Origin of the sequence: Altererythrobacter sp. H2 (genome assembly GCF_035319885.1) — a bacterium.
In the GTDB taxonomy this organism is placed as follows: domain Bacteria; phylum Pseudomonadota; class Alphaproteobacteria; order Sphingomonadales; family Sphingomonadaceae; genus 34-65-8.
The window spans coordinates 2,212,561-2,225,933 of the sequence record NZ_CP141285.1; the positions used below are offsets into that span (position 1 = coordinate 2,212,561).

The following is a 13,373-nucleotide window of genomic DNA, read 5'->3' on the forward strand; positions in this document are numbered from 1 at the left end:
ATCTTACTGGCTGATCGGGGCGTTGAGATCGTCGACCGAGATCGCCTCCGGCGCCGCCGGCGGCGGGGCAAGGCGTGGCGGCTTGTTGTCTGCGGCGATCGAGGCCTGCAGGATCGTGGTCGGGTTGGCGGGCGGCTCGCCGCGCTGGATCGCGTCAACCGCATCCATCCCCGCTATCACCCGGCCGAAGTTGGTGTACTTCTTGTCGAGGCTGAAGCGCGGGTAAAAGACGATGAAAAACTGGCTGTTGGCACTGTCATCCGACGCCGCACGGGCCATCGACACAGTGCCGCGCAAGTGCGGCATCGGATTGAATTCAGCAGTGAGGTCCGGCAATTCCGATCCGCCACGGCCGGTTCCGGTCGGGTCGCCGGTCTGCGCCATGAATCCGTCGATCACGCGGTGAAAAATCACCCCGTCATAGAAGCCCTGCCGGGCGAGAGTCTTGACCCGGTCGATATGGGCAGGTGCCCAGTCCGGCATTAGGCGGATCGCCACCCGCTTGCCGTTGGACAGGTCGAGCAGGAGAATGTTCTCCCGGTCCTCTTCGATGTTGAAGTTGATCGGCTGGTATACGCGCGGCGCAGCCGGCGCTTCCTCCTGGGCACGGGCAACGGCGGGTGTGGCAACCAGCGCGGCAAGCGCACCAGCAGCAATCAGGGCTTTGAGCATGGAAATCCCGTACTGTCCTTCGGTATCGAGGATGCGGTCTAGCCGCGCGCGGCTGTCACTTCAATGAATAGCTGACGGGCAATGGCGTTCAGTAGTCCCCGAGCTGGCCCAGGGTTTCCACCCGGGCGATCACATCGTCACACACGACCTTGCTGACGAACGGCGTTATGTCACCGCCAAACAGAGCGATTTCCTTGACCAGTTTCGACGCGATCGGCTGGAGCGAGACGTCGGCCATAAGAAAGACCGTCTCGATCGAATGGTCGAGCTGCTGATTCATGCCCGCCATCTGGTACTCGTATTCGAAGTCAGCCACCGCCCGCAGGCCCCGCACCAGAACATTGGCACCCTTTGCCCGCGCGAACTTGACCAGGAGCGCGTTGAAGCCGACCACCTCGACGTTATCGAGGCCGAGCGCAGCCACCTCGCGCTCGACCATGGCGAGGCGCTCCTCGGTCGAAAACATCGGGTTCTTGCTGGGATTGGTAGTGACGCCAATGATCAGCGTGTCGACCAGCTTGCTGCCGCGCCGGATAATGTCGGCGTGGCCCAGCGTGATCGGGTCGAATGTGCCCGGATAGATGCCGATGCGTTGGCTCATCAGTGGTCCCTCTCCACAATATAACGGGCAAGTGCGCGCAAAAGGTCCGCCTCGCGGCCATGCGCGGCGAGATGGCCCACTGCCTGCTCGACCAGAGCATTCGCCTGCGCCCGCGCCCCCGCGACTCCCATCAGGGTGACGAAGGTCTGCTTGCCCTGTTCCTCGTCCTTGCGCAGCGCCTTGCCGGCCTTGTCTGCGTCGCCCTCAACGTCGAGCAGATCGTCGGCGATCTGGAAAGCGAGGCCGATGTCACGGGCATAGGCGCGCAGGTGCCCGCGCCCCTCGGGCGACAGATGGCCCAGGATTGCCCCCATCTCGACCGAGGCGGCAAGCAGTGCGCCGGTCTTGAGCTGTTGCAGGCGGGTGATGGTGTGGAGGTCATAGTCCGCCCCGTCTGCCATCATGTCCATCATCTGGCCGCCGGCCATGCCGTTCATCCCGCTCGCCGTCGCCAGCGTGGAGACCAGTTGTGCCCGCGTAAAGGGATCGCCGCTGAGCATGGGATCGGCCAGGATCTCGAACGCCAGCGCATGGAGCGAATCCCCGGCCAGCACCGCGGTTGCCTCGTCGAACGCCTTGTGCAGCGTCGGTTTGCCGTGGCGCAGGTCGTCATCGTCCATACACGGCAGGTCATCGTGGATCAGCGAATAGACGTGGATCGCCTCGACCGCGCAGCCCGCCCGGACCGCGATATTGCGCTCGACCCCGTACATGCCGGCAACTGTGGCCACCAGCAACGGGCGGACCCTCTTGCCGCCGCCAATTACGGCATAACGCATGGCCTCCACCAGCCGTGCACGGGTATCCGGCGGCACTGGGAGCATGGAGTCAAAAGTTCCGTCGACCTCGCTCTGAATGGCCGTCAGCGCTTCGGACAGGATGGTCGGAGCGGCACCCACCGCGTCAGCCGTCGGCATCGAACGGCACCGCCCCGCGCGCTTCGCCATTGGCGCCGGTGACGATCTTTTCGATCCGGGCCTGAGCCGCGTCGAGCCGCGCCTGGCAGTGCTTGCGCAGCGCCTCGCCGCGTTCGTAGAGATCGATCGACTGGTCGAGCGGCACTTCGCCGCTTTCGAGCTTGCGCACGACTTCTTCGAGCGCACGCAGCGCATCCTCGAAGCTCAGCCCTGCGATATCCGGGGAACCCTCTGCCATGTGCAGGAGCATTGACCGGCGGCCCGCGCTTGGTCAAGCTGCGCAAAACGGGGAAAGCCAAATGAAGTGGATTATCGCCTATCTTGCCGCCGCCATTTCGTTCGGCATTCTTGACGCCTTCTGGCTGCGCTGGGCCGCGCCCAATCTCTATCGTCCGGTGATCGGCGCGATCATGGCGAGCGAGGTGCGCTGGGGCGCGGCCATAGCATTTTACCTGATCTACGTTGCCGGGATGGTCTGGTTCGCGATCAAACCTGGCATCGCCAGCGGACAGGTATCCATCGCAGTCCTCAATGGCGCGCTGCTGGGCGCCCTGTGCTACGCCACATTCGACCTGACCAGCCAAGCGGTGCTCAAGGTGTGGTCGACCCAGATCAGCGTGATGGACATCGCCTGGGGCGCATTCGCCACGGCGGTTGCCTCCGGCGTCGCCTGCTGGGCCACGCTGAAATTCGCCAGCTAGCCGCGTGTTCATCGGTCACTGGGCCCCTGCCCTCGCCGCTGCGGCGGTCAGCAAGAAGTCACCCGGCCTAGGCACGCTGTTCGTCGCCGCGCAACTGGTCGACTGGGGATTCTTTGCCCTCGCCTGGGCTGGCATGGAGCACATGCGGGTGGTGCCCGGTCTGACGGTGATGAACCCGATTGATTTCTATCACATGCCCTATACCCATAGCCTGCTGGGGAGCGCGGTATGGGCTGCCGGCTTTGCTGGTCTGCTGTGGGTGATCGTGCGTGACCGCACTGCGGCAATGATTGGCGGCGCGGTGGTGCTAGCTCACTGGTTCCTTGATCTGCTGGTGCACGCGCCTGATCTGACACTGGCGGGCAGCCCGCCGCCGCTGGGTTTGGCGCTGTGGGATCACCCGATGATCGCCATGCCATTGGAACTGGTGCTGACCTTCGGCGCGCTCGCCTGGTATGTGAAAGTGCGGCGCGGGCCGTTACTGCCGGTTATGGCGCTCGGCGGCGTGCTCGCGCTCATCCAGGCCGTAAACTGGTTCGGTCCGCCCCCGACCGAGGCCGGGCCGGAGCTCTACGGCACCGCGCTGATTGCCTACGCACTGGTTACGGCGCTCGCCTGGTGGGTGGGGAGAACCCGCACGCAGGCGTCTGCGCGGGGCTAGCGGGAAAGCCCGCCGCCCGCTAAGGGCGCGCCATGAGCCAGATCACGCCCGAAATCGTCGAGTCCCACGGCCTCTCCCCGGAAGAATACGAGCGCGTCCTGCATGCGCTGGGGCGCGAGCCCAATACGGTGGAGCTCGGCATCTTCTCGGTCATGTGGTCGGAGCATTGCTCGTACAAGTCGAGCCGCCTGCACCTCAAGAAACTGCCGACCGAGGCCCCGTGGGTCATTTGCGGCCCGGGCGAGAACGCGGGCGTGATCGACATCGGCGATGGTCAGGCGGCGATCTTCAAGATGGAGAGCCACAACCACCCCAGCTACATCGAGCCCTATCAGGGCGCGGCAACCGGTGTGGGCGGCATCCTGCGCGACGTGTTTACCATGGGCGCGCGCCCCATCGCCAACGCCAACGCGCTGCGCTTCGGCCGGCCAGAGCACCCCAAGATGCAGCATCTGGTCAAGGGCGTGGTCGCGGGGATCGGCGGCTACGGCAATTGCGTGGGCGTGCCGACTGTGGCGGGCGAGACCAATTTCCACCCCGCCTATGACGGCAATATCCTCGTCAACGCGATGACCGTCGGCGTCGCGGATGCGGACAAGATTTTCTACAGCGCCGCCACCGGGGTCGGCAATCCGATCGTCTATGTCGGCTCCAAGACCGGGCGTGACGGCATCCACGGAGCAACCATGGCCAGCGCGGATTTCGGCGAGGATGCCGATGCCAAGCGCCCCACGGTGCAGGTGGGCGATCCCTTCACCGAGAAGCTGCTGATCGAGGCCTGCCTCGAACTGATGGCCACGGATGCCATCGTCGCGATCCAGGATATGGGCGCGGCGGGGCTGACCAGCTCCAGCGTCGAAATGGCGACCAACGGCAAGGCCGGCATCCGGCTCGACATGAACATGGTCCCCTGCCGCGAAGAAGGCATGACGCCCTACGAGATGATGCTGAGCGAGAGCCAGGAGCGGATGCTCATGGTCCTCAAGCCCGGCAAGGAGCCGATGGCGGAAGCGATCTTCAGGAAGTGGGAACTCGACTTCGCGGTGATCGGCGAAGTGACCGATACCGGGCATATGGTGCTGGAATGGAACGGCGAGGTCGTGTGCGACATTCCGCTGGGGCCCTTGGCCGCCGACGCGCCGCTCTATGACCGGCCCTATCTTTCCAAGGAAGAATACAAGGCCTGGGCGCAGATCAAGCCGCTCGGCGAGGTGCCCGAAAGCACCGATATCGGCGCGGATCTGCTCAAGCTGATGGCCACGCCCAACCTCGCCAGCAAGCGATGGATTTACGAACAGTATGACAGCCAGGTCGGGGCCGACACGCTCCAGACCGGCGGTGATGCGGGCGTGGTGCGGGTGCATGGCACCAGGAAGGCGCTGGCAATCACCACCGACTGCACCCCGCGCTATGTCTATGCTGACCCCTACGAAGGCGGCAAGCAGGCGATTGCCGAGGCTTACCGCAACCTCTGCGCGGTGGGCGCGCGGCCGCTGGCGGTGACCAACTGCCTCAACTTCGCCAACCCGCAGCGGCCCGAAATCATGGCGCAGCTGGTCCATGCGCTTGAAGGCATGGGCGACGCCTGCCGCGCGCTCGACTTTCCGATCGTGAGCGGCAACGTCAGCCTCTACAACGAGAGCAAGGCGACCGGCGGCGGCTCGGCCATCCTACCCACCCCCGCGATCGGCGGGGTCGGCATCATCGATGACTATTCCAGGATGATGACGATGGGGTTCAAGAACGACGGGGATGCGATCTATCTGGTCGCGCCCGACTTCTGGGCCAAGCCCGACCCGACCCGCTCTCACCTCGGTAAGTCGCGCTGGCTGCTCGACGTCATGGGCCGCGATGAAGGCCGCGCACCTCCGGTCGACCTGCAAGCGGAACTGGGCGTCGGTTTGATCGTACGCAACTTGATCGCCGCCGGGCTGGTCAATGCGGTGCATGACATCTCAGATGGCGGTCTGGCAGTGGCGCTGGCAGAAATGGCCCTCAAGGGCGGTATCGGTGCGACCGTCATGCAAGACAAAGCCTACACCCCAGCACAGTGGTGGTTTGGCGAGGATCAGGCCCGTTATGTGGTGACGGTTTCTGACACCGATATCGACGCCTTCAACGCCATTCTTGCCGAAGGGCCGGAGTCCGAGGCGGCCTCTCTGATCGGTTTCCAGCGCATCGGGACAGTCGGCGGAGAGGCTGTGCTAGACGTTGCGCTATCTGACCTGCGAGCCGCGAATGATCACTTCTTTGCGGAGTGGATGGAGGGGTGAGGCCCCCGCGCAGGCGGGAACTTACGGACTGACGGTGCGTGACCATGCCTGACCTCCTCCCAGCCCTGGTCCACTACTCCGGCCATTTCCTCGCGCCGTTCGCACTTGGCTGGCTGTTCTGGCGGGAGAACTGGCAGCGCGCGGGGCTGGTGATCCTCGCCGCCAACCTGATCGATTTAGACCACTTGCTGGCCACCCCGATGTTCGATCCGGACCGCTGCTCGATCGGCTTCCACCCGCTGCACACGATCTGGGCTGCCGTGATCTACGGCCTGTTGCTGCTGGTGCCGAAATGGTGGGCTCGCGCGCTTGGGCTCGGTGCGCTGTGGCACCTTGCGGTCGACTGGGGCGATTGCCGGATGATGGGGCTTTAGGCCGCCCTGGCTTGCGATTCGGGCAACTGCACCTGCCACCCGCCCTCGCGCGTCGGCAGGTCCTCGAACAGGCGCAGGCACTGGCGATAGGCCTCCGGCTTGCCGATCTTAAGCCGCGCACGCACTGCATCGATATCATCAGGCAGCGTGGTGAGCAGGTCAGCATGGGCCAGCTTGTCGGCCTCGCGCCCCAGCCTGCGCCCTTCGGCCAGCGCCTCCATGACCGGCGCCCTCATGCCCGTTTCCTTCGCCATCTGCCGTGCGCCCATCCAGGCAATGAACAGCACGCCGGGCGAATGGTTCTGCTCGTAACTGAAGCCGAGCAGGCACAGTTCGCCCAGCGGATCGCGGCCATAGCCGGTCAGCACGTGAAAGAGGTCATGCGTATCGCGCAGCCGCTCGATGTACCATTCGTAGAGGTCCTCGAACCGCTCGTCCTTCGGCTTGAACTTGTGGCTTTCCGCCACCAGCCCGGCCGCGGTCAGCCCTTCGCGCTCCATGAATTCGACATAACGGCGGGCGAGCGAATTGGGCGCGCATTTGGCCCAGCGGGCATGATCGTCGAGCAGCGGCGGCAGCGCCTCGCCCCGCTCCAGCAGCATCCTGGCCTGCGGGGTGGCGATGAAATCAGCCATCTGCCACACACTCTTGCGCCCCTTGAGCGCATCGATGATCTGGAACACCTGCTCGGTGTCTTCCTTGTCCGCCACCAGCTTGCCGAAATGGCGCATCGCCTTGATCGGGCGAAAGCCAGTGACCTTGCGGCGGGGGTGTACGAGCGGGCGGTCGATCAGTTCCATCGGGCACTCCATGCACGGGTGTACTTACAATACTGTCAATAGTGCTCCGTAACAAGACCCTCGCGGCGGGCGAACAGGCGGGATAGAAAGCCCCATGCGACCGCACCAGACCCTGCCCTACACCCTGCCCGACCTGACCGATGCCGAGCGCATTGCCCGCGCCACGGCAATGCGAGAGCGGCTGGCAACCCGGCGCAGCTGCCGTTATTTCGCCGATGCCCCGGTGCCGCGCCAAGTGATCGAACACGCGATCCTTGCGGCTGGCAGCGCACCCAACGGCGCCAACCACCAACCGTGGCACTTTGCGGTCATCTCCTCGCCTGAAACCAGGCGCGCAATCCGCGAAGCAGCAGAGGCGGAAGAGCGCGCCTTCTATGCAGGCAAGGCAAGCGATGAATGGCTCGATGCGCTCAAGGATCTCGGCACCGATGCCGACAAGCCGTTCCTCGAAACCGCGCCCTGGCTGATCGTCGTGTTCGCCCAACGCAAGGGCGGGATCGAGGAAGACGGCAAGACGCAGAACTACTATATCAACGAGAGCGTCGGGATCGCCTGCGGGCTGCTGCTGGCGACCCTGCACGAAGCGGGCTGCGCGACACTGACCCACACGCCCTCCCCGATGGGTTTCCTGCGGAAGATCTGCGGCCGGCCGGAGCACGAAAAGCCTCTGATGATCGTGGTTACAGGCCTGCCCGCCCCCGACGCGACCGTGCCCGCCCATGCCGTGCGCAAGAAGCCGCTGGAGCAGATCACCAGCTGGCTCTAGGCCGCCGTCCAGTCGCTGCGCGGGATGCCGAGCAGCTTCAAGACGCTGGTCAGGTCGCCCCGGTCAATGCGGCCGTTGGCGGCGAGGCGGGCCTTGGGCTTGGCCCGGTAGGCAACGCCATAGGTCGCCGCCTCGATCATCGGGATGTCGTTGGCCCCGTCGCCGGTCGCCAGGGTGACGACATTCTCCCCAAGTTGCGCCGCTTCATCCTGTAATACCCGCAGCTTGGTCCCACTGTCGGCGACATCGCCGAGCAGCCCGCCGGTCAGCTGGCCCGCGCCCACTTCCAGCCGGTTGCCGACCACTCGCTCAAACCCCAGCAACTCGGCCACCGGGTCGGCAAAGTGGTGAAAGCCGCCGGTCACCAGCACTGTCCGCACCCCATGCGCCCGCAGGGTGGCAACGAGGGTGCGCGCGCCTTCCATCGGGCGAATCCGGTCGGTCAGGCATTGATCAATCGCCTCCTCACCCAAGCCCGCAAGCAGGCCGACCCGTTCGCGCAAGGCGCTTTCAAAATCGAGTTCCCCCTGCATGGCCCGCTCGGTGATTCCGGCGATCTGATCCTTCAGCCCGGCATAATCGGCCAGCTCGTCAATGCATTCCTGCCCGATCATGGTCGAATCCATGTCGGAGACGAACAGGCGCGGCAGGGTGATCAGATCCTGCGCGGCCAGCATGTCGGCGGAATCGAAATGGCTGTCCAGCACCGCCAGCAGCGCCGCAGGATCGCCTTCCGGCAAAGTCAGTTCAACCACGCCTTCAACTCGTTCGAGCAGCGCGGCCGAGGCCACCCGCAGACTATTTTCCTCCAGCGCAGCAATTGCCGCGTCGAGGCGCGTTTCAAGTGTGGCCGGGTCTGCTATCAGCCGGGCGATGAGCACTGCCTGTTCTCCTGAGCGAAATCCGGTCGCGCTCATCGCAGGGCCGACCGCCAGCGGCAAGAGCGCATTGGCCGTCGCGCTGGCTCAGCGGCTGGAGCAGGCCGGCCGGCGAGCGGTGATTCTCAACGCCGACAGCGCCCAGGTTTATGCTGACCTTGCCGTACTGAGCGCGCGGCCCACGCCGGAGGAAATGGGCTGCATCGAGCATCGCCTGTTCGGTGCATGGGATGGGGCCAGCGCCTGTTCCGCCGCAGACTGGGCCGCAGCGGCGAAGCGCGAGATTGGGGTTCTCCATACCGAGGGTGCCGTGCCAGTGCTGGTCGGCGGGACCGGGCTTTACCTGCGCACCCTGCTGGACGGGATCGCGCCAATCCCGGCAATCGAGCCGGAAGTGCGCACCGCCGTTCGTGCCCTACCGGTCGAGCAGGCCTATGCGGCACTTCAGACAGAAGATCCCGAACGCGCTGCGCGGCTCGCCCCGGCTGACAGTCAGCGAATCGCCCGGGCGCTGGAGGTGGTCCGCTCCACCGGGCGGCCGCTCGGTGAATGGCAGGGCCGGATCGAGGGCGGGATCGCCAGCCAGATTGCGCTCCACCCGCTCGTTCTCCTGCCCCCGCGAGAATGGCTGTTCGCACGGTGCGACCGGCGGTTTGCACAGATGCTCGAACAAGGCGCGTTGGCGGAAGTAGAGGCCCTGCTGGGGCGAGCACTTGATCCCGCCCTGCCCGTCATGCGCGCCATTGGCGTTCCCGAAATCTCGGCGCTGCTGAAAGGCGAGGTTTCGCCGGAGCAAGCCTTGGCTGCTGGACAGCTTGCCACCCGTCAGTATGCCAAACGGCAGTATACCTGGTTCCGCAACCAGCCACCCCGGGAATGGCCCCGCATCGAGTTACAAAATGATTCGATTGAGCGGCATTTCGCATCATTGTTTCATTTTTAGACGTTGACAGGATATTTTTCGTCTCCTAGAGGCACCCACCTACCCGGTGCGGCCTCGCGCCGGGTTATGTTTATGTGGAGGTTGCAATGTCGGCTGGAGAGCAGCGACAGGAAAGATGCGGAGCGGCGCTGCTGGTCGATTGCCTGGCAGCGCAAGGCGTGGAGTTCGTGTTCGGCTATCCCGGCGGGGCAGTGCTGCCGATCTATGACGAGCTGTTCTCTGATCAGCGCATCCGCCACATCCTCGTCCGGCACGAAGCAGGTGCAGCCCATGCCGCCGAAGGCTATGCCCGCTCCACTGGCAAGCCGGGCGTCGTCCTCGTCACCTCCGGCCCGGGCGCAACCAATGCGGTGACCGGCATCGCCGACGCCTTCATGGACTCGATCCCGATGGTGGTCATCACCGGCCAGGTACCGACTGCGCTGATCGGGACCGATGCGTTCCAGGAAGCCGATACGATCGGAATCACGCGCCACTGCACCAAGCACAACTATCTGGTCAAAGATCCGGACGAACTGCAGTCCGTGATTGAAGAGGCGTTTCGCATCGCCACCACCGGCCGCCCCGGCCCGGTGCTGATCGACATTCCCAAGGATGTGCAGATTGCGATGGCCGCATCCGGCCGCGGCAAGGTCGTGCCGGCCACCGCGCGCTATCAGCCGCAGATGGCGGGCGCAGAGGCACGCATTGCTGAAGCGATCGAACTGCTCGTCCGTGCGGAGCGGCCAATCCTGTACACTGGTGGCGGCGTGATCAATTCCGGCCCGCGCGCCAGCGAGCTGCTGCGCCAGTTGCAGGCGCTGACCGGCGCGCCGGTGACCTCCACCTTGATGGGCCTTGGCGCGTTCCCGGCCGACCATCCCGACTGGCTCGGGATGCTGGGCATGCACGGGACCTTTGAAGCGAACATGGCGATGAACCGGTGCGACGTTATGCTGTGCGTCGGCGCGCGCTTCGATGACCGGGTCACTGGAAGGCTCGACGCATTCAGCCCGGATTCGAAGAAGATCCACATCGATATTGACCGGTCTTCGATCAACAAGACGGTGGCGGTGGACGTGCCGATCGTGGGCGATTGCGCCACGGTGCTGGAACAGCTGATCGCCGCGTGGGGTGGCCGCAAGGCGCAGGACCTGGGCGAATGGAAAGCGCGCGTCGCAGGATGGCGGGCCCGCGAAAGCCTCGCCTATCCTGACCGCAAAGGCGAATTGATGCCGCAAAGGGCGGTCGAGCGCCTGTTCGCGCTCACCCGCACGGCTGATCCGGTCATCACCACCGAAGTCGGCCAGCACCAGATGTGGGCGGCGCAGTATTTCGGCTTCTTCGGCCCCAACCGCTGGCTCACCAGCGGCGGGCTTGGCACCATGGGCTATGGCCTGCCCGCCGCAATCGGCGCGCAGCTCGGCAATCCGGGGCGGCTGGTGATCGACATTGCGGGTGAAGCGAGCATCCAGATGAACATCCAGGAACTCGGCACCGCCAGCCAGTATCGCCTGCCGGTCAAGGTGTTCATCCTCAACAACGAATACATGGGCATGGTCCGCCAATGGCAGGAACTGACCTATGAGAGCCGTTATTCCAATTCCTACAGCGACAGCCTGCCCGATTTCGTCAAGCTGGCTGAAGCCTACGGCTGGAAGGGCATCCGGATCGAGGACGAAAGCCAGCTCGATGCCGGAATCGAGGCGATGCTGGCGCACGATGGCCCGGTGATCGTCGATTGCATGGTGTCGAAAAGCGCCAACTGCTTCCCGATGATCCCCAGCGGCGCGGCCCACACCGACATGCTGCTCTATGGCGACCATGTCGAAGGGACGATGGACGACGAAGCGAAGGCTTTGGTTTAGGGGCTCTGGTCTAATGAAAATCAAGCAACAGAGTGCCGAGCGCCACGTGCTCGCCATCACGGTCGATAACGAGGCGGGTATCCTGGCCAAGATCGCCGGGCTGTTCACCGCGCGCGGCTACAACATCGACAGCCTGACCGTGGCCGACATCTCCGATGACCATGCGGTAAGCCGGATCACCATCGTCACCAACGGGCCGCCGGCGGTGATCGACCAGATCCAGGCCCAGCTCGAACGACTGGTGCCGGTACACAAGGTGGTGGACCTGACCGAGGAAGGCCCGCACGTCGAGCGCGAGCTTGCGCTGGTCAAGGTCGCCGGCACGGGAGAGAAGCGGGTCGAGGCGCTGCGGCTGGCAGACATCTTCCGCGCCCGACCGGTCGACACCACCACCGAAAGCTTCATCTTCGAAATCACCGGACCGCCGGACAAGCTCGACAGCTTCATCGCCCTGATGCGGCAGTTGGGGCTGGTCGAGGTGGGCCGGACCGGGATCGTGGGCATGATGCGCGGGGCGCAGGGGGCCGATACTCCCAGGTTCAACTCGCAAAGTCCGATTAGCGAAACGCCAAAGCAACCCGATGAGGTCACTGTCTCACCGTTGGCGGGGCGAACGCACGGCAGACCCCTCGATGACGTAGGACTACCAGGACAAAGTGATGTCACCGATGCCCTACTCGCCTTTCTTTATCGTCAAAACGACTGGATCAAACCAAGTGTGACCTACTCCGCACTGTCAGATCATTTCGGACTAACGTCCGCGGCTCTGTCTGCCGCAATGAATGACGGTCGGAACCATTGGGAAAATCGCGTTCAGTGGGCGCGGAAAGAACTTGTTGACCGTGGCTTGCTGGACAACAGCCGTCACGGATTTTGGAAGCTTTTCAAGTAGGATAGAGCAATGAAAGTTTACTACGACGCCGATGCCGACCTGAACCTGATCACCGGCAAGAACATCGCCATCCTCGGCTATGGCAGCCAGGGCCATGCCCATGCGCAGAACCTGCGTGACAGCGGCGTGGCCAATGTCGCCATCGCGCTGCGCCAAGGCTCGGCCACCGCGAAGAAGGCCGAAGCCGCCGGATTCAAGGTCCTGAGCAACAAGGCCGCCGCCGAATGGGCAGACGTCCTCATGATCCTCGCGCCGGACGAGCATCAGGCGGCGATCTGGGAAAACGACCTAAAGGGCAACATGAAGCCGGGCGCCGCGCTTGCCTTCGCTCACGGGCTCAACGTCCACTTCGGCCTGATCGAACCGCCCGCCGATATCGACGTCATCATGATCGCGCCCAAGGGTCCGGGCCACACCGTCCGCAGCGAATACCAGAAGGGCGGCGGCGTGCCCTGCCTGATCGCGATCCACCAAGATGCGACCGGCAACGCGCATGACGTGGCGCTGGCCTATGCCAGCGGCGTCGGCGGCGGCCGCTCGGGCGTGATCGAGACCAACTTCAAGGAAGAGTGCGAGACCGACCTGTTCGGTGAGCAGGCCGTGCTGTGCGGAGGGATCACCCACCTGATCCAGGCCGGGTTCGAAACCCTGGTCGAGGCCGGTTACGCGCCAGAAATGGCCTATTTCGAGTGCTTGCACGAAACCAAGCTGATCGTGGACCTGCTTTACGAAGGCGGCATCGCCAACATGCGCTATTCGATCAGCAACACCGCCGAATATGGCGACATTACGACCGGCCCGCGGATCATCACGGACGAGACCAAGGCGGAAATGAAGCGCGTGCTGGCCGACATCCAGTCAGGCCGGTTCGTGAAGAACTTCGTGCTCGACAACCGCGCCGGCCAGCCGGAGCTGAAGGCCGCCCGCAAGGCCGCCGAAGCGCACCCGATCGAGCAGACCGGGGCCAAACTGCGCGCGATGATGCCGTGGATCGGCAAGAACGCGCTGGTCGACAAGTCGAAGAACTGAGCTGCATCTGGCCTCTCCC

At 64.4% G+C, this 13,373-nt stretch carries 15 protein-coding genes and 1 pseudogene; 10 read left to right on the forward strand and 6 right to left on the reverse strand.

Going from position 1 to position 13,373, the window contains the following annotated elements:
* Nucleotides 1-3 precede the first annotated feature (3 nt).
* The 4 genes from U4960_RS10995 to U4960_RS11010 all read right to left on the reverse strand — a co-directional run bounded on the left by U4960_RS10995 (nt 4) and on the right by U4960_RS11010 (nt 2,428).
* Nucleotides 4-672 (reverse strand): peptidylprolyl isomerase, encoded by a 669-nt coding sequence (locus U4960_RS10995; RefSeq protein ID WP_324260683.1) that lies wholly within the window; start codon nt 670-672, stop codon nt 4-6.
* An 88-nt stretch (nt 673-760) separates the two neighbouring features.
* Entirely contained in the window at nt 761-1,273 is a 513-nt protein-coding gene (gene coaD, locus U4960_RS11000) for a pantetheine-phosphate adenylyltransferase (protein ID WP_324260684.1), read from the reverse strand.
* On the reverse strand, nt 1,273-2,190 hold the full coding sequence (locus tag U4960_RS11005; protein ID WP_324260685.1) for a polyprenyl synthetase family protein: 918 nt from the start codon (nt 2,188-2,190) through the stop codon (nt 1,273-1,275). The genes coaD and U4960_RS11005 overlap by 1 nt, the downstream gene beginning before the upstream one ends.
* Nucleotides 2,177-2,428, reverse strand: a complete 252-nt coding sequence (locus tag U4960_RS11010) for an exodeoxyribonuclease VII small subunit (RefSeq protein ID WP_324260686.1) — start codon at nt 2,426-2,428, stop codon at nt 2,177-2,179. Before U4960_RS11010 ends, U4960_RS11005 begins: the two co-directional genes overlap by 14 nt.
* Before the next feature lie 61 nt (nt 2,429-2,489).
* Between U4960_RS11010 and U4960_RS11015 the strand changes: the two genes are divergently transcribed.
* The 4 genes from U4960_RS11015 to U4960_RS11030 are packed head-to-tail and all read left to right on the forward strand — an operon-like array spanning nt 2,490 to nt 6,199.
* Nucleotides 2,490-2,891, forward strand: coding sequence for a DUF2177 family protein (locus tag U4960_RS11015; protein WP_324260687.1), 402 nt, complete (start codon nt 2,490-2,492; stop codon nt 2,889-2,891).
* A 4-nt stretch (nt 2,892-2,895) separates the two neighbouring features.
* On the forward strand, nt 2,896-3,552 hold the full coding sequence (locus tag U4960_RS11020; protein WP_324260688.1) for a hypothetical protein: 657 nt from the start codon (nt 2,896-2,898) through the stop codon (nt 3,550-3,552).
* 32 nt (nt 3,553-3,584) lie between these two features.
* Nucleotides 3,585-5,825, forward strand: coding sequence for a phosphoribosylformylglycinamidine synthase subunit PurL (purL, locus tag U4960_RS11025; protein WP_324260689.1), 2,241 nt, complete (start codon nt 3,585-3,587; stop codon nt 5,823-5,825).
* 44 nt (nt 5,826-5,869) lie between these two features.
* Complete coding sequence (locus U4960_RS11030) at nt 5,870-6,199, forward strand: DUF6122 family protein (protein WP_324260690.1); 330 nt, start codon at nt 5,870-5,872, stop codon at nt 6,197-6,199.
* Here U4960_RS11030 and U4960_RS11035 read toward each other — a convergent pair.
* A complete protein-coding gene (locus U4960_RS11035) occupies nt 6,196-6,999 on the reverse strand; it encodes a Coq4 family protein (RefSeq protein ID WP_324260691.1) in 804 nt (267 codons plus the stop codon). The genes U4960_RS11030 and U4960_RS11035 overlap by 4 nt on opposite strands.
* A gap of 94 nt (nt 7,000-7,093) precedes the next feature.
* Here U4960_RS11035 and U4960_RS11040 point away from each other — a divergent pair, with 94 nt between their 5' ends.
* Nucleotides 7,094-7,765 carry a nitroreductase family protein gene (locus U4960_RS11040; protein ID WP_324260692.1) on the forward strand — a complete coding sequence of 224 codons (672 nt, stop codon included), beginning with the start codon at nt 7,094-7,096 and terminating at the stop codon, nt 7,763-7,765.
* On the opposite strand, the gene serB is transcribed toward U4960_RS11040, so the two are convergent.
* Entirely contained in the window at nt 7,762-8,646 is an 885-nt protein-coding gene (gene serB / locus U4960_RS11045) for a phosphoserine phosphatase SerB (RefSeq protein WP_324260693.1), read from the reverse strand. The genes U4960_RS11040 and serB overlap by 4 nt on opposite strands.
* Here serB and miaA point away from each other — a divergent pair.
* The 5 genes and pseudogenes from miaA to ilvC all read left to right on the forward strand — a co-directional run bounded on the left by miaA (nt 8,639) and on the right by ilvC (nt 13,354).
* Complete coding sequence (gene miaA, locus U4960_RS11050) at nt 8,639-9,586, forward strand: tRNA (adenosine(37)-N6)-dimethylallyltransferase MiaA (RefSeq protein ID WP_324260694.1); 948 nt, start codon at nt 8,639-8,641, stop codon at nt 9,584-9,586. The two genes, serB and miaA, sit on opposite strands and share 8 nt — an antisense overlap.
* 86 nt (nt 9,587-9,672) lie before the next feature.
* Nucleotides 9,673-11,433 (forward strand): biosynthetic-type acetolactate synthase large subunit, encoded by a 1,761-nt coding sequence (gene ilvB, locus U4960_RS11055; protein WP_324260695.1) that lies wholly within the window; start codon nt 9,673-9,675, stop codon nt 11,431-11,433.
* A gap of 13 nt (nt 11,434-11,446) precedes the next feature.
* Nucleotides 11,447-11,959, forward strand: a pseudogene (gene ilvN / locus U4960_RS11060) (acetolactate synthase small subunit); the annotation flags it as partial.
* Entirely contained in the window at nt 11,939-12,325 is a 387-nt protein-coding gene (locus U4960_RS11065) for a winged helix-turn-helix domain-containing protein (RefSeq protein WP_324263093.1), read from the forward strand. The pseudogene ilvN and the gene U4960_RS11065, both read left to right, overlap by 21 nt.
* A gap of 9 nt (nt 12,326-12,334) precedes the next feature.
* On the forward strand, nt 12,335-13,354 hold the full coding sequence (gene ilvC / locus U4960_RS11070; RefSeq protein ID WP_324260696.1) for a ketol-acid reductoisomerase: 1,020 nt from the start codon (nt 12,335-12,337) through the stop codon (nt 13,352-13,354).
* Nucleotides 13,355-13,373 lie beyond the last annotated feature (19 nt).